The sequence below is a fragment of the Paraburkholderia sp. GAS333 genome (assembly GCF_050435665.1).
Taxonomy (GTDB): Bacteria; Pseudomonadota; Gammaproteobacteria; order Burkholderiales; family Burkholderiaceae; genus Paraburkholderia; species Paraburkholderia fungorum_A.
The window spans coordinates 238,504-259,848 of record NZ_JBNDKS010000005.1 but is presented as its reverse complement, the minus strand read 5'-3'; the positions used below and the strand labels follow the sequence as shown (position 1 = coordinate 259,848).

The 21,345-nt window shown below is 61.2% G+C and carries 23 protein-coding genes and 1 pseudogene; 16 read left to right on the top strand and 8 right to left on the bottom strand.

The annotated features are described in order from the left end of the window. Positions 1 to 10: 10 nt before the first annotated feature. Positions 11 to 769 carry a 2Fe-2S iron-sulfur cluster-binding protein gene (locus ABH945_RS26190; RefSeq protein WP_074767563.1) on the bottom strand — a complete coding sequence of 253 codons (759 nt, stop codon included), beginning with the start codon at positions 767 to 769 and terminating at the stop codon, positions 11 to 13. Between the two features lie 345 nt (positions 770 to 1,114). After that, the gene (locus ABH945_RS26185; protein ID WP_429252625.1) at positions 1,115 to 1,489 is read right to left on the bottom strand and encodes a hypothetical protein; all 375 of its coding nucleotides are present in this window, start codon (positions 1,487 to 1,489) and stop codon (positions 1,115 to 1,117) included. Here ABH945_RS26185 and ABH945_RS26180 point away from each other — a divergent pair. After that, on the top strand, positions 1,370 to 2,245 hold the full coding sequence (locus ABH945_RS26180) for an exodeoxyribonuclease III (protein ID WP_429252618.1): 876 nt from the start codon (positions 1,370 to 1,372) through the stop codon (positions 2,243 to 2,245). The genes ABH945_RS26185 and ABH945_RS26180 overlap by 120 nt on opposite strands. 32 nt (positions 2,246 to 2,277) lie before the next feature. On the opposite strand, the gene ABH945_RS26175 is transcribed toward ABH945_RS26180, so the two are convergent. From ABH945_RS26175 to motA, 4 genes are all read right to left on the bottom strand, one after another. After that, positions 2,278 to 2,553 carry a CsbD family protein gene (locus ABH945_RS26175; protein WP_074767567.1) on the bottom strand — a complete coding sequence of 92 codons (276 nt, stop codon included), beginning with the start codon at positions 2,551 to 2,553 and terminating at the stop codon, positions 2,278 to 2,280. A 204-nt stretch (positions 2,554 to 2,757) separates the two neighbouring features. Further along, the gene (locus ABH945_RS26170) at positions 2,758 to 3,441 is read right to left on the bottom strand and encodes a Pr6Pr family membrane protein (protein ID WP_429252450.1); all 684 of its coding nucleotides are present in this window, start codon (positions 3,439 to 3,441) and stop codon (positions 2,758 to 2,760) included. 95 nt (positions 3,442 to 3,536) lie between these two features. After that, positions 3,537 to 4,541 carry a flagellar motor protein MotB gene (gene motB / locus ABH945_RS26165; RefSeq protein ID WP_074767571.1) on the bottom strand — a complete coding sequence of 335 codons (1,005 nt, stop codon included), beginning with the start codon at positions 4,539 to 4,541 and terminating at the stop codon, positions 3,537 to 3,539. Between the two features lie 22 nt (positions 4,542 to 4,563). Then, on the bottom strand, positions 4,564 to 5,433 hold the full coding sequence (gene motA / locus ABH945_RS26160) for a flagellar motor stator protein MotA (RefSeq protein ID WP_074767573.1): 870 nt from the start codon (positions 5,431 to 5,433) through the stop codon (positions 4,564 to 4,566). 389 nt (positions 5,434 to 5,822) lie between these two features. On the opposite strand from motA, the gene ABH945_RS26155 reads away from it, so the two are divergent. The 8 genes from ABH945_RS26155 (at position 5,823) to ABH945_RS26120 (ending at position 13,238) form a co-directional block, all read left to right on the top strand. After that, positions 5,823 to 7,235, top strand: a complete 1,413-nt coding sequence (locus ABH945_RS26155) for a DUF2252 domain-containing protein (protein ID WP_429252449.1) — start codon at positions 5,823 to 5,825, stop codon at positions 7,233 to 7,235. A gap of 225 nt (positions 7,236 to 7,460) precedes the next feature. After that, on the top strand, positions 7,461 to 8,225 hold the full coding sequence (locus tag ABH945_RS26150) for an SDR family oxidoreductase (protein WP_429252448.1): 765 nt from the start codon (positions 7,461 to 7,463) through the stop codon (positions 8,223 to 8,225). A gap of 141 nt (positions 8,226 to 8,366) precedes the next feature. After that, positions 8,367 to 8,537: an oxidoreductase-like domain-containing protein gene (locus ABH945_RS26145; RefSeq protein WP_429252447.1), complete on the top strand. Its 171-nt coding sequence runs from the start codon at positions 8,367 to 8,369 to the stop codon at positions 8,535 to 8,537. An 88-nt stretch (positions 8,538 to 8,625) separates the two neighbouring features. After that, positions 8,626 to 9,507 (top strand): NAD-dependent protein deacetylase, encoded by an 882-nt coding sequence (locus tag ABH945_RS26140; protein WP_074771045.1) that lies wholly within the window; start codon positions 8,626 to 8,628, stop codon positions 9,505 to 9,507. 136 nt (positions 9,508 to 9,643) lie between these two features. Next, positions 9,644 to 10,249, top strand: a complete 606-nt coding sequence (locus ABH945_RS26135; protein ID WP_429252446.1) for a pyridoxamine 5'-phosphate oxidase family protein — start codon at positions 9,644 to 9,646, stop codon at positions 10,247 to 10,249. 14 nt (positions 10,250 to 10,263) lie between these two features. After that, on the top strand, positions 10,264 to 10,896 hold the full coding sequence (locus ABH945_RS26130) for a DUF938 domain-containing protein (protein WP_074767583.1): 633 nt from the start codon (positions 10,264 to 10,266) through the stop codon (positions 10,894 to 10,896). A gap of 345 nt (positions 10,897 to 11,241) precedes the next feature. Beyond that, positions 11,242 to 12,651 carry an NADP-dependent phosphogluconate dehydrogenase gene (gene gndA / locus ABH945_RS26125; RefSeq protein WP_074767585.1) on the top strand — a complete coding sequence of 470 codons (1,410 nt, stop codon included), beginning with the start codon at positions 11,242 to 11,244 and terminating at the stop codon, positions 12,649 to 12,651. A gap of 266 nt (positions 12,652 to 12,917) precedes the next feature. After that, a complete protein-coding gene (locus ABH945_RS26120; RefSeq protein ID WP_074771046.1) occupies positions 12,918 to 13,238 on the top strand; it encodes a DUF4148 domain-containing protein in 321 nt (106 codons plus the stop codon). Positions 13,239 to 13,361: 123 nt separating this feature from the next. Here ABH945_RS26120 and ABH945_RS26115 read toward each other — a convergent pair whose 3' ends face one another. After that, a complete protein-coding gene (locus tag ABH945_RS26115; protein WP_074767588.1) occupies positions 13,362 to 13,682 on the bottom strand; it encodes a hypothetical protein in 321 nt (106 codons plus the stop codon). Positions 13,683 to 13,927: 245 nt separating this feature from the next. On the opposite strand from ABH945_RS26115, the pseudogene ABH945_RS26110 reads away from it, so the two are divergent. From ABH945_RS26110 to ABH945_RS26090, 5 genes and pseudogenes are all read left to right on the top strand, one after another. Further along, positions 13,928 to 14,234 (top strand): annotated as a pseudogene (locus ABH945_RS26110) (cupin domain-containing protein). 193 nt (positions 14,235 to 14,427) lie between these two features. Further along, the gene (locus ABH945_RS26105) at positions 14,428 to 15,195 is read left to right on the top strand and encodes a peptidoglycan DD-metalloendopeptidase family protein (protein ID WP_074767590.1); all 768 of its coding nucleotides are present in this window, start codon (positions 14,428 to 14,430) and stop codon (positions 15,193 to 15,195) included. Between the two features lie 548 nt (positions 15,196 to 15,743). Further along, positions 15,744 to 16,073, top strand: coding sequence for a hypothetical protein (locus tag ABH945_RS26100; RefSeq protein ID WP_429252445.1), 330 nt, complete (start codon positions 15,744 to 15,746; stop codon positions 16,071 to 16,073). Positions 16,074 to 16,827: 754 nt separating this feature from the next. Continuing rightward, positions 16,828 to 17,166, top strand: a complete 339-nt coding sequence (locus ABH945_RS26095; RefSeq protein ID WP_429252444.1) for a phosphotransferase — start codon at positions 16,828 to 16,830, stop codon at positions 17,164 to 17,166. Positions 17,167 to 18,116: 950 nt separating this feature from the next. Continuing rightward, positions 18,117 to 18,512 carry a hypothetical protein gene (locus tag ABH945_RS26090; protein ID WP_429252443.1) on the top strand — a complete coding sequence of 132 codons (396 nt, stop codon included), beginning with the start codon at positions 18,117 to 18,119 and terminating at the stop codon, positions 18,510 to 18,512. Positions 18,513 to 18,555: 43 nt separating this feature from the next. Here the strand turns inward: ABH945_RS26090 and ABH945_RS26085 are convergent, their stop codons facing one another. Next, the gene (locus tag ABH945_RS26085; protein ID WP_429252442.1) at positions 18,556 to 19,440 is read right to left on the bottom strand and encodes a LysR family transcriptional regulator; all 885 of its coding nucleotides are present in this window, start codon (positions 19,438 to 19,440) and stop codon (positions 18,556 to 18,558) included. Between the two features lie 112 nt (positions 19,441 to 19,552). Here ABH945_RS26085 and ABH945_RS26080 point away from each other — a divergent pair, with 112 nt between their 5' ends. Beyond that, positions 19,553 to 20,071, top strand: coding sequence for an SRPBCC domain-containing protein (locus tag ABH945_RS26080; protein WP_429252441.1), 519 nt, complete (start codon positions 19,553 to 19,555; stop codon positions 20,069 to 20,071). 214 nt (positions 20,072 to 20,285) lie between these two features. After that, on the top strand, positions 20,286 to 21,317 hold the full coding sequence (gene ltaE / locus ABH945_RS26075) for a low-specificity L-threonine aldolase (protein ID WP_429252440.1): 1,032 nt from the start codon (positions 20,286 to 20,288) through the stop codon (positions 21,315 to 21,317). Positions 21,318 to 21,345 lie beyond the last annotated feature (28 nt).

Below are 21,345 nucleotides of genomic sequence, written 5' to 3'. Positions count from 1 at the left end.
GGTCGCTCCGTCAGGCGTTACGGTGATGGTCGAATGTGACGGCCGCGCCGCTGCTCTCGCTGCTGCCGTCATGCACCGCGCGCACGGCGGCGACAATGTTCGCATACGCGCCGCAGCGGCAGATGTTGCCGCTCATCCGCTCGCGGATTTCTTCGTCGGAAAGTTGGGGCGGGCGATGGCGTACGTCGGCGGTTACCGTGCTTGCCGTGCCGTTGCGAAATTCGTTCAGAAGGGCGGTCGCGGAACACAACTGCCCGGGCGTACAGTAGCCGCACTGGAACGCATCGTGTTCGATAAACGCGCGTTGCATCGGGCTCAGCGTGTTATTCGCGGCGAGCCCTTCGACGGTGGTGAGGTTCTCGCCTTCGTGCATCACCGCGAGCGTCAGACACGAGTTGATGCGGCGGCCATCGGCGAGCACCGTGCATGCGCCGCATTGTCCCCGGTCGCAGCCTTTTTTCGTGCCCATTAACCCCGCATATTCCCGCAGTGCGTCGAGCAGCGTGACGCGCGGTTCGAGTTGCAGCGTATGAGCGCGACCGTTGATAGTCAGCGTGACAGGGCGCGGCGGTACTACGGGATTAGTTTGCGCGGGCGGTGCCTGGGTCGGCGCTTGCGTTTGCGCTCGCAGATGCGGAGCCGCGCCAACGGTTGCCGCTGCGGCAGCGGACTGAAGAAAGCGGCGGCGTGAGAGTTGTGATGGTTGCGCGGGTTGTTGAGGCGTGTCGGCTGTGTCGCCGGAATCCTGACATTCGTTATGCTTGGACATGACGTTCTGTTGACTCCACTGAAAGGTCAATGCAGGCTGGCGATGCGTCGATATCCGAAGCGTCGCGTTCAAATGACTTCGGTTAGATTTCGGGACTTCCACTGTGACATAAGTAGCAAATTCAGTGCCGTTGCAGAAACAACGTTTTTAGAAACACCGTATTTTGCAAATGAGGGGGAAAGCGGGGTTGACTAGCGTGCGTACGGCTTTATCACCCCATATTTTTCAGGTACGGACAATGCTGTTGCTATCCTGATGAAGCCCGTTAAAAGGAGCGTTCATGCAGTTCGACTACAGGCATTTTCATATCGATTGCCGCGCCCGTCACGCGGACGATGGCGTCTATTACGCGAGAGCGAAAATCACCCGGGTGCCGCAAAAGAACGAGCGCTTCCAGTCGCATGATTCGGGTGATATCGATTCCTTCCCGAACGAAGCCGATGCCATTTCATGCGCGCGATCCTGGGCGATGGAATGGTGCGACATGGCGATAGCGGCGAAATAAGCAGCGAAGCAAGCCGCTCTCAACGAGGACAGATCGTGGCGAAACTGCGGATCGCGACTTTCAATATCAACGGTATTCGTTCGCGGTTGCCTGCGCTGCTGCAATGGCTCGAGCGCGAAGCACCGGACATTGTGTGCCTGCAGGAACTCAAAGCCGTGGACAGCGCCTTTCCCGCCGATCAATTGCGCGCTGCGGGCTACGGCGCTGTCTGGCAAGGGCAAAGCGCATGGAACGGCGTGGCGATTCTGTCGAAGGGAGACGCGCCGGTAGAAAGCCGCCGCGGCTTGCCCAGTTTTGAAGAGGATACGCATAGCCGTTATCTCGAAGCCGCGGTTGGCGGCGTGCTGATTGCGTGTCTCTATCTTCCGAATGGCAATCCGCAACCCGGTCCCAAGTTCGATTACAAACTCGCGTGGTTCGATCATTTCATCGCGCATGCGGCGAAGCTTTTCAGAAGCGGACACCCTGTGGTGCTGGCGGGCGATTTCAACGTTGTGCCCACTGACGAAGACATCTATAACCCGCGCTCATGGTTGAAGGATGCGCTGCTACAACCCGAAAGCAGCGAGCGTTATCGCAAGCTGCTCGCGCAAGGTTGGACCGACGCGCTGCGCACGCATTTCGGCGACGAACGTGTCTATACCTTCTGGGATTATTTCCGCCGCCACTGGGATACGAACTCGGGCTTGCGTATCGATCATCTTTTGCTGAGCGCCGACCTTGCGCCGCGTTTGAGCGATGCGGGCGTCGACCGGTGGGTACGTGGCGAACCGCATGCAAGCGATCACGCGCCAACGTGGATCGAGCTGGATATGAAGCCGAAAAGGGCCGCGCAGAAGAGCACGAAGACGAAAAAGGAAACTGGCCAAGAACCTGCTGCAAAAGCAGTTCAAAAGATGCCAGCACAAAAGCGGGTACGCAAAAAAAGCGTACCCGTTGGGAAATCAGCTCGGGCGACCGCTAGCAAATAGCAATTCGCCCGCCATTCAGGGCTTCAAAAAAATCAGCGACGATAATCGCGATCGCCCGCGCCACGTGACCACAGCGCCCCGGCGACAAACCCTGCAAGCGCGACCACCGCAATCGCGGTAAAGGGACTTTCCGCTGTGGTCTCACGTACGAGACTGGTCGTGCTTGCGCATAGCTGTTGCGCTTTACCGCTGAGTTCGCGCGCCTTGCCGGCCAGCTGTGTGCCGGTGTCGCCCAGCACATCGCCTACTGCGCCCTGAACCTTGCCTGCCACTTCATTCACTGCGCCTTCCGCTGAATTGATGTCCATCGAATTTGCTCCCAATGTCATATTTACGTGCGAGCGCTCCGCAATTGCAACGTGCTCGCCTCAAGGGGTTGCGCAAGCCCCGCGTGACAGCGGCGGCTTACGTCCACCAGACAGCGCGCAAGAAGCGCGCCCGCGAAAAAGAGTGACGGAAGATGAAGCAGGCTTTTAAGGCGGGCGCTAATTTTTGCGCCCGCGTCGTCGACGCTAGCGTCTGCGCCGGAAGTTGATTGCGATGAACACGGCCATCAGCATTAAAAACCCGCCGAATAGCAGCGCGGCATTGACGAGGACATGTTCGACGCCGAGCGTGTCCACATTGATGAAAGGGTACGGATAAAAATCCGACAGACTTCCTCGCCAGAAAGTCACGACGAGATACGCAACCGGATAAACGAGCCACAGCAGACAATGCCGCCACCGCAAATGAAAACGCGGCACGAATAGCACCCAGTAAAGCGCGGAAAGCATCGGCAGAACGCTGTGCAGCGATTCGTTGAGTATGCGCCTGAGCGGCGTGGGCGACCAGTAACCGCGCAGCAGCAGGTTATACGCGATGCCGACAAAAACCATATACACGACAACTGCGGTGACGACGGTCGGTTGCCGGAAGAACCGCACGACAGGAGACTTGTGTCCACGCCAGGCCACGCAGGCGAAGCACACGGCGCAGGCGAGCACGGTCAGATTGGTGAGGTAACTGCTCATGCGCGCCAGTCCGTCGAACACGGTCAGCCCGCGCGCGAGGGTGCGGTCGATCGTGAGATTGGCTTGTGCAACGAGCGCGACCCATGCAATGACGGCGATGACGGACGCCAACGTCACCGACGACACACTGGGCGTATGCAACGGAAGCTCAGGCTCCCGTTGCTGGGGCGGGGTAGGGTGCATGCGAACGATTCTAACCACACGTCCCGCGTTTTGCAGTGCGTGTGAAAAAATCGCCCGCTGTGTTGCCTGCTGTCATGCAGGCATGCGAAGTCGCGTTACGGCGTGCCGTGCGAACCGGTCACCGGCTGCAAATGTTCGACTACGGCGGGAATCGCCGCACTCGCGGGCGACGCTTCGTCGATCGTGGTCCGTCCGCCGTCGTGGAAAAACGCCTGTTCTGCAGCCTTATTCAGAATCAGAATGCTGATCCGCCGATTCACCGGCTGATCGACCACGTTCTTGTCGAGTGGTAAAACGTCCGCCAGTCCGCGTACCTGAAGCAGTTTTTCATCGTGCATGCCGCCTTCCACCAGCGCGCGGCGCGCAGCGTTTGCGCGTTCCGACGACAACTCCCAGTTCGAATAGCCGTCAGGGCCGGCGGTGTACGGCACCGCGTCGGTATGACCGGCAATCGAAATGCGGTTGTCGACATCATTCAGCGCCGCGCCGATCTGCGTGAGGATCGTCACCGCGTACGGTTGCAGTTTCGAGCTGCCCGAAGCGAACATCGGGCGGTTCTGCGAGTCGACGATCTCGATACGCAAGCCTTCATTGGTGATCGAAATGCGGATCTGATCCTTGAACGCCTTCAGTGCGGGAGTCTGTTCGATCAGCGTTGAGAGCTTCGCCTTCAATTGCTCCAGACGGGCGGTGTCCGCTGGGGACACGGTTGGCGCGGCAGCGTCAGGGGCACGAGCGGGCGGCGTCGGCTCGGTCTGACTCTTCTTGCCGACCCCGGGCCGCGAGTCGGAGATGTCGCGCCCGCCGCCCTGTACCACGCTGGGCCGCGCGGCGGCCGTGCCCTCATTGCCGCCGAGCAGGCTCGACAAAGGCGTGTTGAAGTAGTCTTCGATGCCCTGCTTCTCGTACTTCGACGTGGAGCCGAGCAGCCACATCAGCAGGAAGAACGCCATCATTGCGGTGACGAAGTCGGCGTACGCGATTTTCCATGCGCCGCCGTGATGTGCGCCATGGTCGCCGCCCTTTTTCGAGCGGCGCACGATCACCGGCGCAGGCGCGGTGTCGGCTTGATCCGACCCGCGCGATCTTCTTTCGCTCATCGTGCTGCTCCCGTATCCGTGATCAGGCCGACTTCGGCATCTTGGTGGCGCGCACGGCGTCGTCGAGTTCCTGGAAGCTCGGACGGTCAGCGGTGAACAGCACCTTGCGGCCGAATTCGACGGCGATCGGCGGCGCGTAACCCGACAGCGACGCGAGCAATACTGCCTTCACGCACTGAAACGGCTTGGCTTCAGCGCGGCCCTTGGCAGTCAGAAGATCCGCGACGGGGCCGATAAAACCATACGCAAGCAGAATGCCGAGGAAGGTGCCGACCAGCGCCCCGGCGATCATTTCGCCGAGCACGGCGGGCGGAGCGCCGACCGAACCCATCGTATGAACCACGCCCATCACGGCAGCGACGATGCCGAAAGCGGGCAGGCCGTCGGCCATTTTCTGGATCGCGTTGGCCGCGACCGACGACTCCGCGTGATGCGTTGCCAGTTCCTCGTCCATCAGATCCTGCACTTCGAGCACGTTCACGTTGCCGCCGGACATCATCCGCAAATAGTCGACGATGAAATCGAGCAGATGATGATCGTGCAGCACGTGCGAGTACTTCTGGAAAATCACGCTTTCTTCGGGCGCGCCCACATCCGCTTCGAGCGACATCATCCCTTCCTTGCGCGCCTTCTGAAGCAGTTCATAAAGCAGCGCGATCAGTTCGAGATACTTTTCTTTCGTGTAGCCGCCGCCCTTGAAACAGGAAGGAATTGCCTTGAGGGTTTTCTTCAGCGTGGAAGTCGGATTGCTCACGACGAACGCCCCAATTGCCGCGCCGAAAATACACAGCAATTCAAACGGCTGAATGAGTGCCGGCAGATGCCCACCCACGCCGACAAAACTGCCGATGACAGAAGCGATAACCACGACCCAGCCGATTGCGACAAACATACACTCTCCCTGACCTTGCGCGACGCGGGTTCAATCAGAACAGGCCCTATTCCGGGGCCTTTTTCATGCGTCTTAAAGTTTTCTATACATGGGTAACGGCTGGAATCGCCGCGGCTGAAGTGCAGGGCGACGGGAAAAAAGAAAAATTCACCGAATAGTTAGTTTTGACCGATCGTGATCCGGTAATTTTGTCCGTTTAGCAATCCGATTGATCGGTGGGCGAGAGGCGGCGGCCGGACAGCAGTCAGGGCCGCAACACTTTTACCGATCGTCTGCCGAGCCGTTATGATCGCGTTTCGCAGGTACTGTTCAGATGTTTTCGCTTTTGTCGCGCCAGTAGAAGCAGTCGCTGGAATCGCCAGTCAAGACTTGCCTGAAACGGAGAGAGCATGAAAGCCAGCACCATCGCCGAACGCGAAGCGCGTGGCCGCGCAGCCCGCGAGCATTCGAAACGGTCCAGTCATCGCGCGGTCGGCGAACTGGACCGCAATCCGATCGAGCTTCTCAGGCAAAGCAGCGAAGGCCGCATCGAGAATCTAGTGCCGTTGCGCTACGGGCGCATGGCCGCTTCGCCTTTCACGTTTTTTCGCGGCACCGCGATCCTGCAGGCTCACGATCTCAGCAAGGTTCACCACACCGGCCTGACCATGCCCATTTGCGGCGACGGCCATCTGATGAACTTCGGTGGTTTCGCCACACCCGAACGGCAACTCATCTTCGATCTGAATGACTTCGACGAAGTGTCGATCGGGCCATTCGAATGGGATCTGAAGCGTCTTACCGCGAGCCTCGTGGTGGCCGCACGTCATATGCGCCTGAGCCGGGGCACCGCTGACAGTCTGGTGATGACGGCAGTCGGCGAATATCGCGACCGGATGGCGCAGTACGCGCAATGCGGAGCGCTCGAACTCTGGTACGACCGCATTACGTTCGACCGGATGGCGGAAACGGCGCTGACACCCGAACGCCGGCGCACCGTGCGGCGCGGCATGGAAAAAGCCGCGAGCCGGACCCACGAAAACCTGCTCGAAAAAATGGCCGTGCACGACGGCGATCACTGGACGATCCGCGATGCGCCGCCCGCGCTGTTTCATGTGCTCGGCACGAACACGCTATTCACGCAGGAAGAAGCCGAGCCGTTCAAGGTCGGCAACTCGCGCAAGATGCTCGAACGCATGTGGGGCGAGTATCTGAAGACGATGTCGCATGACCGCCGCGAACTGCTCGATCATTTCACCGTGCAGGATATGGTGTTCAAGGTGGTGGGCGTGGGTAGCGTGGGCACGCGTTGCATGGTGGTGCTGCTGGTCGATCACATGAACAAGCCGCTGTTTCTGCAAATGAAGGAAGCGCGGCCTTCGGTGATCGGGCAGTTTTTTCCATCGACGGGCGTCAAACACGAGGGTGAGCGCGTCGTGCAGGGGCAGCGCATGTTGCAGGCGGCCAGCGATATTTTTCTCGGCTGGGCCACGGGGCCGCTCGGGCGGCAGTTCTATTTCCGGCAACTGCGCGACATGAAACTGTCGGCGAATATCGAGCTGTTCGACAACGATCTGCTCGACGGTTATGCGCGACTGTGCGGTTGGATCATGGCGCGCGCGCATGCGAAGGCGAGCGGCCAGGCGATCGAAGTCAGCGCGTATATCGGCCGGGGCGACCAGTTTGCCGAGTCGCTGACGGGCTATGCGACGGCCTACGCGGATCAGGTCGAGCGCGACTACGACGTGTTCCTCAAAGCATGCCGCAGCGGTGAGTTGCCGGCGCGTACGGACGATGACATGGCGGCGGATTTCCGCGTCTAGCCGAGCGCGAAAACATCGTGCATGCCTCCCGGCTCATGAAGCGGGGTGAAACGAAAGCGCATTGAAAGATGCGTGGCCCGCAACGGCCATCCGCGACATTTGTGATGGACGACCCGCTGTTGTAATGTGCTGGGTCAACGGTGAGGCGCGAACCGCGAGCCGAAAGATTCGGAAGGCTCGTCAGGATCGCGCGCAGCCATTCACGCAAAACCACGGAGATACGTTGTGACGGCAACAGGAATCAAGAAGGTGGCACTGGTAACGGGCGCGGGCAGCGGGATTGGCCGCGCGTGCGCGTTGAAGATGCTGGAACACGGTTACAGCGTCGTGCTGGCCGGGCGTCGCCAGGCGCCGCTCGACGCGGTGGTCGACGAGGCGCAGCACCTTGGTGGCGACGCGCTGGCCGTCGCGTGCGACGTGACCGACGCCGACAGCGTCGCGGCGCTGTTCAACACGATCCGCGAACGACGCGGCCGGCTCGACGTGCTGTTCAACAACGCGGGCCGGGGCAATTCACCGGTCGATATCGACGAACTCTCCATCGACGAATGGCGCTCGGTGGTCGACACCAATCTCACCGGCGTGTTCCTGTGCACGCGCGAGGCGTTCGGCCTGATGAAAACGCAGAGTCCGCGAGGCGGCCGGATCATCAACAACGGCTCGATTTCGGCGCACGCGCCGCGCCCGAACAGCATCGCCTATACGGCGACCAAACACGCGATTACCGGCCTCACCAAATCGGTATCGCTCGACGGCCGCAAGTACGAAATCGTGTGCGGACAGATCGACATCGGCAATGCGGAAACGGAAATGGCCGCGCGGATGGCGCGCGGCGTGCCGCAAGCCAACGGCGAAATCGCGATCGAGCCGCTGATGGACGTGCAGCACGTTGCCGACGCCGTGTTGCATATGGCGGAGTTGCCGTTGTCGGCGAACGTGCAGTTCATGACGATCATGGCGACCAAGATGCCGTTTGTCGGGCGGGGCTGACCAGCGCGAAGCTGAGGCGGTGGTGCGGTGCGGTGCGGTGCGGCTCGGTGAGCGGCCGAAGCGCTCGAACGGACCCAGAGCGCCCCGCCCGGGATCAACTTATACTGGGCGCTTCCCGCCTTTACGGAACGCGTTTTCGCCGTGCCCCAAGCCATATCTGTCGACGACCCGCAACCGCAGCCGCCCGTGCCGCCCGAGCTTGAAGACTGTTGTCATAGCGGCTGCAGTCCGTGTGTTTTCGATCTCTACGACGACGCGCTCGAACGCTATCGGGCCGCTCTCGCCGAATGGAAAAAGCGGCAGGAGCTATGAGTGTGCGAGAGCCTGCCGCCCGCGCGTTCTCCGCGTGCGCGTCAATAACGCGCTTCCGTTCAGGCTGCCGCCATCCACCGTGCCCGTCATGACCGACCTTGCCCCCGCGCCCGTTGCACCGCTTAGCGAACCGCTGATCGAATCGCACACGCTCGACGATCTGCACAGCTTCGTGCAGCGCTATCCGCGCCTGTTCGTGCTGACCGGCGCGGGCATCAGCACCGACTCCGGCATTCCCGGTTATCGCGACGACAACGGCGCATGGAAGCGCTCGCCGCCTATCACGTTGCAGGAGTTTCTCGGCACGCAGACGATGCGTCAGCGCTACTGGGCGCGCAGCATGGTCGGCTGGCCGGTCGTCGCGCAGGCGCAGCCCAATGCCGCGCATACCGCGTTGGCCCGGCTCGAAACCGCCGGTCATGTGCCGACGCTGGTGACGCAGAACGTCGACGGTCTGCATCAACGCGCGGGTAGCCGCGAGGTGATCGAACTGCATGGCGGCATCAACGGCGTCACGTGCCTGGACTGTGGGATGCAGCATGCGCGCGCGTCGATCCAGCAGACGCTGGAAGCGGACAATCCCGCGCTGCTGAACGTCACCGCCGAAACCGCCGCCGACGGCGACGCCCATCTCGAATGGCACGACCTCGGCGGGTTCCGCATTCCCCGCTGCCCGAATTGCAACGGCCTGCTGAAGCCGTCGGTGGTGTTTTTCGGCGAAAGCGTGCCGAAGGAACGGGTCGACGCGGCGTCGCATGCGCTCGAATCGGCGGATGCGATGCTGGTGGTCGGCTCGTCGCTGATGGTCTATTCCGGCTACCGTTTTTGCGTGTGGGCGCAGAAGCAGGGCAAGCCGGTCGTCGCGATCAATCTGGGACGTACGCGCGCCGATCCGCTGCTGTCGCTGAAGATCACGGCGCCGTGCGCGGACACGCTGACCGCGCTGGCCGGCCGCCTGGCGCTGGATTGACCGGCCCGCGCGCGATGGTGTGCATCAACCGTAGCCGACATATCCGCCTCATTCGAGCCGCAGCGGTATAGCGCTGCGAGTGCGCCTGAGCGCAATGTCATGTTTCCGCATTCAGACAACACCCGAAGGAGCGCCGATGTTGACGACGATCGAACAGCTCGAAGCCCTCTACGATCAGCCGCACGAACGCGCGCTGGCGAAAGAGATCGACTACGTCAACGACGACTATCGCGCGTTCATCGACGTTGCGCCGTTTGCGGTGCTCGCCACCGCAGGCCCGGACGGTCTCGACTGTTCGCCGCGTGGCGATGCGCCCGGTTTCGTCCGCGTGGTCGACAGACGGACGCTCGCGTTGCCGGATCGCCCCGGCAACAACCGGCTCGACAGTCTGCGCAATATCATCGTCGAACCACGGCTCGCGCTGCTGTTCATCATCCCCGGAATTGGCGAAAGTTTGCGGGTGAACGGCCGTGGCCGGATTACGAATGAGCCTGAATGGCTGGACAGTTTCGCCGTCGAAGGTAAACTGCCGCGCACTGTGCTGCTGATCGACGTCGATTCCGTGTACTTTCACTGCTCGAAAGCACTGGTTCGCTCGAAGCTGTGGGATCCGTCGCGGCATCTCGAGCGGTCGCGGCTGCCGAGCGCGAGTGAGATTCACCGGCACATCAACGGCGCGCATTTCGATGCCGCGACCTACGACCGCGAACTCGCGGAACGCGTACGCACGGCCCTGTACTGACATAAAGACCGACCATGACTGAATCCCATCCGGCGCTGCGGCAACGTTCGCCTTCCGCTGAACGCAACCGCGAGCCGATCCTCGCGGTGCTTCGCGAAGCGCTGCCCGCCACCGGCCGCGTGCTCGAAATCGCCAGCGGCACCGGCCAGCACGCGATGTGTTTCGCCGCCGCGCTGCCCGGCCTCGACTGGCAACCGAGCGACGCCGATGCCGACGCGCGTGCGTCGATCGCCGCGTGGATCGCGCACGACGGCTTGCCGAACGTGCGCGCGCCGCTGGCGCTCGACGTTCATCAGCCGGACTGGGGCGTGGATTCGCTCGATGCCGTGGTCTGCATCAACATGATCCACATCTCACCGTGGAGCGCGACGCAGGCATTGTTCGCGGGCGCGAGCCGCCGTCTGGCCGACGGCGGTGTACTGTACCTTTACGGCCCATACAAACGCGGCGGCGCGCATACTTCGCCGAGCAACGAAGCATTCGATCAACAGTTGCGCAGCCGCGATCCGGCCTGGGGCGTGCGAGATATGGAAACTGTGGTGACGTTGGGTGCATCGCTTGGGTTGGTCTGCGATGAACCGATCGCGATGCCGGCCAATAATTTCAGTCTGGTGTTCAGGAAACGACCGGGGGCCACGCAGGTCTGAGAAGCGTGGATTCGGTAGCTGCAACGTGAACGCGGGTTGCGCGCAGTGCATGCGCGAGTTGCATCACCTTGTATCTAATGAGTTTTTTGCCGCATGGGTAGGCCGGCATGTCCGACGGGTGTCGCGCGGGGTCGCCGCGCACGACGCGCCTCGTCAGGTGCTTCCGGTCTCGCAGCACAGAGTAGACGCGCAGTAGACACACAATGAACGCAGTACGCAGCACCGCCCGTTGCCGGTCAGCGAGCGGCAAGCTCGCATTTCTTTTATTCTTTCACCCTCGACGTTGCGCCAACGAAGCTTGCGGCGCGGCGTCTCGACATTTTTTTGGACTCTGGAGAATTCAACATGGGCAAACAGGCAATCGGCGTGGTGGGGCTAGCGGTGATGGGCCGCAATCTGGCACTCAACATCGAGAGCCGCGGCCACGCGGTGTCGGTGTACAACCGTAGCCGCGAGAAAACCGACGAACTCATCGCCGAATATCCGGACAGGAAACTGGTGCCGGCTTTCACGCTGGAAGAATTCGTGGAGTCGCTGGAAAAGCCGCGCCGCATTCTGCTGATGGTCAAGGCAGGCGAAGGCACCGACGCCACCATCAACTCGCTCAAGCCGCTGCTCGACAAGGGTGACATTCTGATCGACGGCGGCAATACGCATTTCACCGACACCATCCGCCGCAATCAGGAACTGGCGAAGGCCGGTCTGCATTTCATCGGCACGGGCGTGTCGGGCGGCGAGGAAGGCGCGCTGAAAGGCCCGTCGATCATGCCCGGCGGCCAGCGCGAAGCGTACGACCTGGTCGCCCCGATCCTTACCGAAATCGCCGCGAAGGCGCCGGACGGCGAGCCGTGCGTCGCATACATGGGACCGGACGGCGCGGGCCACTTCGTGAAGATGGTGCACAACGGCATCGAGTACGGCGACATGCAGCTGATCGCCGAAAGCTATGCGGTGCTCAAGCAGGTAGTGGGTCTGTCGAACGAAGAACTCGGCAAGGTCTACACCGAGTGGAACGAAGGCGAACTCGACAGCTACCTGATCGAAATCACGTCGAAGATTTTCAGCAAGAAAGACGACGAAACCGGCAAGGATCTGGTCGACGTGATCCTCGATCGCGCGGCACAGAAGGGCACCGGCAAGTGGACCAGCCAGAACGCGCTCGACCTCGGCGCGCCGCTGCCGCTGATCACCGAAGCCGTGTTCGCACGCGTGCTGTCGTCGCTGAAGGATCAGCGCGTGGCCGCGAGCAAGGTGCTCGAAGGGCCGCAGGCCAAGCCGCTGGGCGTCGAGCGCGATGCGTTCATCGAGTCGGTGCGCCGTGCGCTGTACTTCAGCAAGGTGATTTCGTACGCACAGGGCTTCGCGCAACTGCGCGCAGCGTCGGAAGAGTACAAGTGGGACCTGGATTTCGGCACGATCGCGAAGATTTTCCGCGCCGGCTGTATTATCCGCGCCCGCTTCCTGCAAAAGATCACGGACGCCTACACGAAGGACAAGGCGATCGCGAATCTGCTGCTCGATCCGTACTTCCGCGACATCGCGAAGAACTACCAGGCTGCGCTGCGTGAAGTCGTGGTGGCCGCGATCAATGCAGGCGTGCCGGTGCCGGCGTTTGCGTCGGCGGTTGCGTATTTCGACGCTTATCGCTCGGAACGTCTGCCGGCAAACCTGGTGCAGGCGCAACGCGATTTCTTCGGCGCGCACACGTTCGAACGTACCGACAAGCCGGGTAGCTTCCACGCAAACTGGAGCTAAACGAGTTTGAATCGCAACCCGGCGCGCAGCCAGAATAAGGCGCGCCGGGTTGCGCCACCGCTTGAAATATCTGCGTTGTATTGTTGCTGAAAGTATTAGTCAAACGTAATTGATGCGATTTAGCTTCGCTATTGTTTCGAAAATCGAAATAGAGTTTCGTCGTTTTAAGTGTTTCCCCTAGATGTCAACCCTTCTAGACTTGTTCTTAAGCGCTTCGGGAGTAACAACCCCAGCGCACTACAAAACAAGTTATGGAGGTTTACATCATGAAGACCCTGATCTCTGCAGTTGTTGTCGCTGCCGCCCTGGTTGCTCCTGTCGCATCGTTCGCACAATCGACGAACCAGCCGCTCACGCGCGCCGAAGTCCGCGCTCAACTGGTCCAGCTCGAAAAGGCCGGCTACAACCCGATCGGCGATCACACCGATTACCCGAGCAATCTGCTGGCTGCGCAAGCTCGCGTCGATGCGCAAAACGGTAACGCTCAGGCTGCGAACAGCGGCTATGGCGCTCCGGCCGTCGGCACGTCGCAATCGGGCCGCTCGGTCAGCAGCACTGACCGTAACTCGGTTTATTTCGGCAACTAAGTTTCTGTAGGCAGGTTTGTAGCTAGCCGGACCCTCGGTCCGGCCACGCAGCAGGCAATAAAAAACGCCGTCCGGCTTGATCGGATGGCGTTTTGTCGTTTACGGCGCGGATTTCTTCGCGCGCTAATGCAAGGTGCGATGGCGTCGGCCGATTTCGTCGAACAGCGCTCGGCTCGGTTCCAGCGCGAGCAGCCACGATTCGTCGTAGCCGCTCAGATTGTCCAGCGCCTCGCGCAGCCGCTCGATCGCCACGGCAGGAATCTCGACGCTCGCCTCGACCCCGCTCGACAACCCCGCGATGCTGGCCAGCTGCACCAGCGCGTCGGCGGCTTCGGCGACGTCGGCGGCGAAAACGAGGTGGGTGTTCAGCAATTCGACCAGACCGGGCGACGCCGCGATATCGTCGACGTTGAGTTGCACGGCCAGAAAGGTGGCTTTGTTCATCCCCAACTCCTCGCAGGATTCAGATGTTGTCGTGGGTGCATAACGAGCAGGTTGAACGAGTATAGGCGAGCCCTCTCAGGTTGCAATATTCAGACGAATTTGGTGGAAAGGGTTGCAGCGCGGGGCTGGCGGCCCGAGCGACCTATAATAAGGGCCAGCCGGAACACAGGTCGCGCAAGTCAGCGAGCTTCTCGCAGGCGGCGAAAACCGGCGCGACGGCTTTGTCATTTCAATTGCCCACCGCCATGAAGATCATCCGCAGCAGGAGTTTTACCGCTACGCATCCATGGGGCGCGCTCGATATCGCCAACATGGGCGGCATCACCACGCGCCTGCATTGGACCGATCAGCCGTACAAGTGGCACGTCAACGACGGCGAGGAAGTGTTTGCGGTGCTCGATGGCCGCGTCGAGATGCGCTATCGGCAGGATGGAGTCGAGCAGTCCGCGATTCTGGAAACCGGCGACGTGTTCTACGCGTCGGTCGGCACCGAGCACGTCGCTCATCCGATCGGCGCGTGTTCTGGTGGTGGAGTCGCAGGGCAGCGTCTGACGACGCCTGTGCACGCGCGAGCCGTGACCGCTGGCGGCGCGGAGGGCGGCATAATGGCGGGCGGGTTACCGCCGCCTGCCATACCGTACGAATAAGCGTACAGGTCAGCGTTCAGGCAGCGTCAAGCCTGGCGGCACGACAAATGCTTGGGCATCGATTGAATCCGATTGAAATAAGTGTCGAGGAAAATCACATGACAAGACAATGGCGATTGACGGGGACCCGATTGCTGACAACAGCCGCGCTGGCCGTGTTATTCGGGGGCTGCACGAGCATGCCGTGGGAAAGCACGCCGTTCTACAGCAGCGCGCCGACCAGCCCGACCACGCTCAGCACGGTTCCAGTTCCCGCCGGTTTCTACCGCGTCAATCCGGGCGACACGATTGGCGGCATCGCATCGGCGTATGGCCGAAACCCTCAGGAAATCGCAGCGTGGAACGGTCTCACGGCCAATTCGCCGGTCAGTCCGGGCCAGGTGTTGCGCGTGTCTCCGCCGATGACCTCCGGCAGCGTCGTGACGCCGCCGGTTGCCGTGTCGCCGGGCGCGCCCGCTGCGCCCGCCGCGCCGGTTGCATCAACGGGGCCGCAGCAGGGCGTGTTGCAGTGGCCGTTACGCGGTCCGATTCTGAAAACTTTCGCGCCGGGCCGTTCGAACGGAGTGGTAATCGGCGGTCGCCCTGGCGATCCGGTCAAGGCAGCCGCCACCGGACGCGTGGTCTACGCGGGTTCGGGTATCGAGGCGTATGGTCCGCTGATCATCATCAAACATGACGACTCGCTGATTACCGCCTACGGGCAGAACAGCGCGCTGCTGGTGAAGGAAGGCGATGCCGTTGCGCAGGGGCAGACCATCGGCCAGGTCGGGGTGGACAGTCATGGCACGGCGGGCATCCAGTTCGAAGTCCGTCAGAATGGACAGCCGGTCGATCCGCTTGCGTGGTTGCCGAAGTCGGGTGAGTGAGCGGGTCTTTTGCCCGGTCCTGAGGGGTATTTATTGCGGATAGCCAGGCGCTGTGTCGCTTGGCGCAGAGGAGGCAGGGAATGCGGTTTTTCCGATTCCCTGCTGCCATTATTTCAATGGCTAGTTGTCGGATTGGCGCATCGGGACTTTGAGCATCAACGGGCTGCTCGCGCCTCTCAGGCAACCCGTTCCAAACCTGCAAGTGACGAACTGCCGTCGCGACCGCGCCCGTGACCTAATATGAACGGAGCGTCCGGCGGAGGTCCATCATGTACCACGATCCGATTCAAATCCCCGCACTGATTGAAATAACGTTGCTGGTCGTTGTGCTGATCGCCGTCAGCATAGTTCGCGCACGGCGGCGAAGGTCGCGGCAGCGGAACCGCGTCGGCGCGGGTACGCATACCGGCTGATGTCACGCGTGAACGCAGCCTGCGCTGCCGCTTCGCATGTCGGCCTCAACCGGCCGATCCCGACGCGACGCGCGGATACCGACGCAGAGGGAAAACCCGATGGTTAGCACTGCCCGATCATTCCGCGCGGCCGTTATGTTCGGTGCGCTCACATTCGTTGTGTTGAGTCTGCACAGCAAGCCGGTGAGCGCAGCCGCGACTTCTTCGGATCTTTTCAGCTGGCCCGCATCGCTCGCGCCGATCGGAAACGGCTACCCAAAGGAAGGAGATGCATGCCGCCGACTCGGCGAATCGTCCGCAACAGCCGATTACCTCGACCATACGGCGACGTTAATCGGCTGTCCGGGTGGCGCTGACAGCGCCAGTGTCCGGGCAATGCTGACTGATTACCGCGCGCATGTCGTGGGTAAAGCTGACGGCGTCACGTTGATTTCAATTTCCAATAGTTTTCGGCGACGCAAGTAGCTTGGGTGTCAATAAAGATTCATTGGCGAATTAGTACCCGATTCCGATCCCAATTCCATTGGCAATCCGCAAATGCGATAGCAACGGTTATTGGCGCTATTCGTCGATATCTTCCTGAATACGCTCGCTTTAACTCGCTGCGGCCGGATCCGGATTCGACCATTTGCCGAACGGGGAGCGGGGAATCGGCAGACCTTCCACAAATGCTCTCGCACAACGCACCGCGAACTCAAACGCGCAGCTTTGGCTCGCAAACTGACCAAGATCGCCCAATGAAGTGGAGTCGCCGTCTTCTTTCACAATGCACGCGCGAGCTACGAATGTATTGCCATACCTGATAGTCGACGCCTGAATCGCTGCGCCACGGTGGAATAGAACCATTGAACATGTCCTCCGATCCAGTTAATGGAAGGCTATTGTAATGTCGTCTTTTTTGTGTGTGGTAACTGTTACCATTTCGCAGAGAGCGCTTAAGTAAATTCACCGCAAATTGCGAACTACGCAATGAAAACTCTGCTGGAATAAATCAGTTGACGGTAGTCGTCGTCATTGAGTCTGTGTTACGTCTTTATGCATCCATTCAAGATGCGCGACATCGATGGATCAGTATGGATAAAGACCATGACAAACAAACCCAGCGCTTCACGCGATGAAATCCCGCTAAGCGGTGGACGCCATGCCGTTGGGGTGGTTCGCGTGGGCGACACGGTACGCAGGCCGTATCAACGCGTCGTCGCCATTTGAGCACCGGCTTTTGCTGCATCTGGAGAGCGTCGGTTACGCAGGTGAGCCGCGCTATCTCGGTCGCGACGTGCTCGGCTATATCTCCGGATGGGTGCCTGCGAAATTCCAGCGTTTCGCCAGCGGGCAGATCGCCGCCGCCATGCTGCTCAGGGGAAGCGACCTCACGGATGCGCATCAGGTGATGTTTCACGATGATCCTGGCCCGAACAACATGATGTTCCAGCACGGCCGGCCAGCGGCCTTCATCGACTTCGATTTCGCCGCACCTGCACAATGCTGGAGGACGTCGGCTATCTGGCCTCGACATGGCATGTCGGCAAATCCGGCGCGAGGAGCCCGCCGGATTTGAGGCTGCGCAACTCAAGATTCTCGCGGATGCATAAGGTCTGGAGCCGAGCGATCGCGCGGCAATCGTCACCGTGACGCTGGAGCGGCAGGCCCGCGATATTCCGTTCTGGAACGAACGTATGAACTGCTGCGACATCCGTCGGACAAGCCCTGCGGAAATTCAGGAGCGTATCGACTGGACCCGGCGCAATGGCATTTAACCCATGCCAACCGGGTACTTTTTCTGACGATATTGGGCGTTGAATCGAATAGCGTCCTATAGCAGAACGAATTGGTCAATAGAGAGGTGTGCTCTGTTGATCAATCACGACTCCCGTCCGATACTCGCAACATCGTCCTTAGCCCTACAAAACATGGCCTCGCCGACGATGAAAACCGACCGCTTTGCCGCCGCTTTTCATCGGATCGCGCGTGAGGCTGACAAGCAATGTCGAGCGGGGCGGTCAGGTTCTGATTCACGGCAAGCCGCCAGTTCCGGTCGAGCAAAAACGTTCGCTAACGTGCAAAAGCCGGGCTGACCAGAAAGCGCATTAACGGCATATTCAACCGCGTGGCCGTCAACGGGATTGGAGCGTCCCGTTGACTGAGCTTAAAACCGAGCTTGAAGCTGAGTTCGGCAGTCTGGCTTTTCCCTATCTTGCGGAACGGGTGGCAGACAAGGCAAAAAAGGCAAGCGCGACTCTAGAGGACTAAAGGGGGCCTGAAATGGTGCATGCCGATCTGGCTGTACTCGGGGGCGTTGGAATTCTCGCGCTTGCCTGCCTCGCCGTGTGCGGCGTCTATCTCTACTGGGGCAGCGACGCCTATCGCTCCCGCCGCCGCCGGCGCGAATTCGAAGCGCGGATACTCAGGCCGCCATCAGCGAAACTCTCCGAATTACCCAGGAAGCAAAAGAGCGCGCCTCGCGCAATTGCATCGAACGACGAAGAGTTCTCAGGAGCCACTGCGACCATGGGCACGCAACTTAGCCAGCGCTGCAAGACCTCGTTGTATCGGGCCGTATTCAACGCGGCTCACGGCGAAAGCATCGTATTCCTGATTGCCGACAGCCGCGACGATGCACGAACGCGTGCGACCGGCGCACTCGCCGCCATCTACGGAATCGACTCGCATAACGTCGGCCTGTCGAACCTGGCGGCGTTCCGCGAGCTGGTCGATATCGGCATCAGCGAGGATGAGGACATGCGCATCTTCGAGATGGCCTGGAAGGGAACGGATGTCAGCGCGTGGGTCCAGCATCCGCTCTTCCTGACCGATGAACCCAGCTTGCTGGGCAAATGGGCCGAGCTATACGCGGATCTCGCGCGCGAACTGGCGAGCAGCGCAATCGAAAAAGCGCGGCACTGAAGGCCTGTTCACTGGTCGTGATAGCAAAGCGGCGCGCGTCCGCTCAACACGCGCACGTTTGAACCAGCAGCGCGCGCGCCCATTTGTGCCCGGGCGCGTGATGCGTGCGCTCGTGCCACGCGGCGGTCTTGGTGAAGCCCGGAATCTCGACCGGCGGCTCGAAGATCGCCAGACCGTCGGCGTGCAGGGCAAGCCGTCGTGGCACCACTGCGATCAGATCGCTCGAACGCAAAATTTCCGGCAGTACCAGAAAGCTCGTGACCGACACGGTCACGCGCCGAGCGCAGCCGATTTTCGCGAGCGCTTCGTCGGTCACGCCGCTCAGGCTGCCGCCCTGGTACGAGACCAGCGCGTGATCGAGCGCGCAAAAGCGGTCGAGTGAAAGCGCATCGACCGCCGCGTCCGGGTGATCGTCACGCATCACGCATACATACCGTTCGTCGAACAGACGCCGCGCGTGCAGGTCCGGCGGCGTTGTATCGGGCGTGATCAGCGCGAGGTCGATACCGCCGCGCTGAAGCTGCCCGGCCAGCCGTTCGTGCTGAACCGGCAGCACGACCGCGCGGATGCCGGGCGCGTGACGGCGAAGTTCGCTGAGAAACGGCACCACCACGGCTTGCAGCGCGTAGTCGGTGGCGGCGATCGTCAACGTCATCTCGGCGACTGCGGGATCGAACGACGGCGGCTGCAGCATCGTTTCGACATCCGCGAGAATCTGCTTGAGCGGGCCCGCGAGTTCCAGTGCGCGCGCCGTCGGCGTGATGCCGCGCTGCGTGCGCACGAACAGCGGGTCGCCGAAACTTTCGCGCAAACGCGTCAGCATCGCGCTGACCGCAGGCTGCGTCAGCGATAGACGCTGCGCAGCGCGCGTGACGTTGCGCTCGTCCAGCAGCGCATCGAGCGCTTTCAGCAGATTCAGGTCGATCATTCTGTAATCATTTCTGTGGATGACAGAAATAATAATAATCGATTGGATTTATTTCAGCGCGACACCGATCATGAGGTTTATCCGATCACCGAACACAAGGATGTACCTCGCAATGAACGAAATCTTCTGGCCGGAAGGCTATCTGCCTGGCACGACCGACAACTTCGCGTCGAACGAAATGATCGTGGCGGGCCTGAGCGCCACCGACGTGTGGCCGTTCCTCGCGAACGCGCCGTTGTGGCCGACTTACTACGCAAATTCCGCGGATATCCGTTTCCACAACGACAAAGGCCCGATTCTCGAAGACGGCGCACGCTTTTACTTCAGCACGTTCGGTTTTCCGGTCGAAGCGCAGGTTACGGAATATGTGGCGCCAGCGGCCGGCCAGCCCGGACGCGTTGCGTGGCACGGCTGGACGGGCGAAAACGAGACGCGTCTCGACGTTCATCACGCGTGGCTGATCGAAGACCTGGCGGGTGGGCGCGTGCGCATCCTCACGCAGGAAACGCAGAAGGGTAAGCCTGCCGGGGATCTCGCGAAGGCGCGGCCGAATCCGATGATCAACGGTCATCAGGAGTGGCTGGACGGGTTGATCGACGCGGCGCGCAACGCGAAAAACGAACGGAAATGATCGACAGCGAGCGGGTAAAGCTGCGCAAGGCGGCGAACTCGCTCGTCTCCGGAATAAGCCCTGCTGCGTTGCACCAATGACAAATGCGCGGTCAAAAAGCACAATGAGCGGCTCACCAGCCGCTGCCGTACCACTGCGTCGAAACATTCGAAACATCGCGTAGCGCGTGCGCCGGCTGAAGCAGGCAGCCATCCACAGACGCACAGGGACTCAAATGATCGATTTGCGCAGCGACACCGTAACCCGTCCGACCCAACCGATGCTTGCCGCCATGTCGGCCGCCGAAGTCGGCGACGACGTCTGGGGCGACGACTCCACAGTGCTGCGTCTGCAAGCCACGGTCGCCGAACGCGCGGGCAAGGAAGCCGGCCTGTTCTTCCCGAGCGGCACGCAAAGCAATCTCGCGGCGTTGATGGCGCATTGCGCGCGCGGCGACGAATACATCGTCGGCCAGCTCGCGCACACGTACAAATACGAAGGCGGCGGCGCGGCGGTGCTGGGCAGCATCCAGCCGCAGCCGCTCGAAAACGCCGCCGACGGTTCGATCCCGCTGGAGAAAATCGCCGCCGCCATCAAACCGATCGACAACCACTTCGCGCGCACGCGGTTGCTGGCGCTGGAAAACACCATCGGCGGAAAGGTCCTGCCGGCGGGGTATGTCGCCGAAGCGGTTCAACTGGCGCGTCAACGCGGGCTGTCCGCTCACCTGGACGGCGCGCGCGTGTACAACGCGGCGGTCGCGTCGGGCAAGCCGGTTGCGGCGTTGTGCGAGCCGTTCGACTCCGTGTCGATCTGCTTCTCGAAGGGATTGGGTGCGCCGGTCGGCTCGGTGCTGGTCGGCAGCCACGCGTTGATCGATGTCGCTCATCGCTGGCGCAAGGTGCTGGGCGGCGGCATGCGCCAGGCCGGGGTGCTCGCGGCAGCTTGCCTGTACGCGCTGGATCACAACGTCGAGCGCCTCGCCGACGACCACGCGAACGCCGCGCATCTGGCTGCGGGTCTGGAATCGATCGATCAGGTCAAGGTGCAGTCCGTCGCCACCAACATGGTGTTCGCGCAATTCCCGCAGCAGCATTGCGCGCCGCTCGAAGCGTGGTTGAACGAGCGGGGCATTCTCACGCAGATGCTGTACGCGTCGCGATTCGTTACGCATAAAGACGTGTCGCGTGCCGATATCGATACGTTTATTGCCGCCGTGAAGGGTTATTTTGCCGCGCATAGATCGGCGGTGGATTGCCGGGTTTAGACCTGGCGATTCTCAGAGATAAGAGCAA

Coding starts and splice junctions, on each gene's coding strand:
- ABH945_RS26190 (WP_074767563.1), bottom strand. CDS start 769: ATGTCCAAGCATAACGAATGTCAGGATTCCGGCGACACAGCCGACACG.
- ABH945_RS26175 (WP_074767567.1), bottom strand. CDS start 2,553: ATGGACATCAATTCAGCGGAAGGCGCAGTGAATGAAGTGGCAGGCAAG.
- ABH945_RS26170 (WP_429252450.1), bottom strand. CDS start 3,441: ATGCACCCTACCCCGCCCCAGCAACGGGAGCCTGAGCTTCCGTTGCAT.
- motB (WP_074767571.1), bottom strand. CDS start 4,541: ATGAGCGAAAGAAGATCGCGCGGGTCGGATCAAGCCGACACCGCGCCT.
- motA (WP_074767573.1), bottom strand. CDS start 5,433: ATGTTTGTCGCAATCGGCTGGGTCGTGGTTATCGCTTCTGTCATCGGC.
- ABH945_RS26155 (WP_429252449.1), top strand. CDS start 5,823: ATGAAAGCCAGCACCATCGCCGAACGCGAAGCGCGTGGCCGCGCAGCC.
- ABH945_RS26140 (WP_074771045.1), top strand. CDS start 8,626: ATGACCGACCTTGCCCCCGCGCCCGTTGCACCGCTTAGCGAACCGCTG.
- ABH945_RS26135 (WP_429252446.1), top strand. CDS start 9,644: ATGTTGACGACGATCGAACAGCTCGAAGCCCTCTACGATCAGCCGCAC.
- ABH945_RS26130 (WP_074767583.1), top strand. CDS start 10,264: ATGACTGAATCCCATCCGGCGCTGCGGCAACGTTCGCCTTCCGCTGAA.
- gndA (WP_074767585.1), top strand. CDS start 11,242: ATGGGCAAACAGGCAATCGGCGTGGTGGGGCTAGCGGTGATGGGCCGC.
- ABH945_RS26120 (WP_074771046.1), top strand. CDS start 12,918: ATGAAGACCCTGATCTCTGCAGTTGTTGTCGCTGCCGCCCTGGTTGCT.
- ABH945_RS26115 (WP_074767588.1), bottom strand. CDS start 13,682: ATGAACAAAGCCACCTTTCTGGCCGTGCAACTCAACGTCGACGATATC.
- ABH945_RS26105 (WP_074767590.1), top strand. CDS start 14,428: ATGACAAGACAATGGCGATTGACGGGGACCCGATTGCTGACAACAGCC.
- ABH945_RS26100 (WP_429252445.1), top strand. CDS start 15,744: ATGTTCGGTGCGCTCACATTCGTTGTGTTGAGTCTGCACAGCAAGCCG.
- ABH945_RS26090 (WP_429252443.1), top strand. CDS start 18,117: ATGGGCACGCAACTTAGCCAGCGCTGCAAGACCTCGTTGTATCGGGCC.
- ABH945_RS26085 (WP_429252442.1), bottom strand. CDS start 19,440: ATGATCGACCTGAATCTGCTGAAAGCGCTCGATGCGCTGCTGGACGAG.
- ABH945_RS26080 (WP_429252441.1), top strand. CDS start 19,553: ATGAACGAAATCTTCTGGCCGGAAGGCTATCTGCCTGGCACGACCGAC.
- ltaE (WP_429252440.1), top strand. CDS start 20,286: ATGATCGATTTGCGCAGCGACACCGTAACCCGTCCGACCCAACCGATG.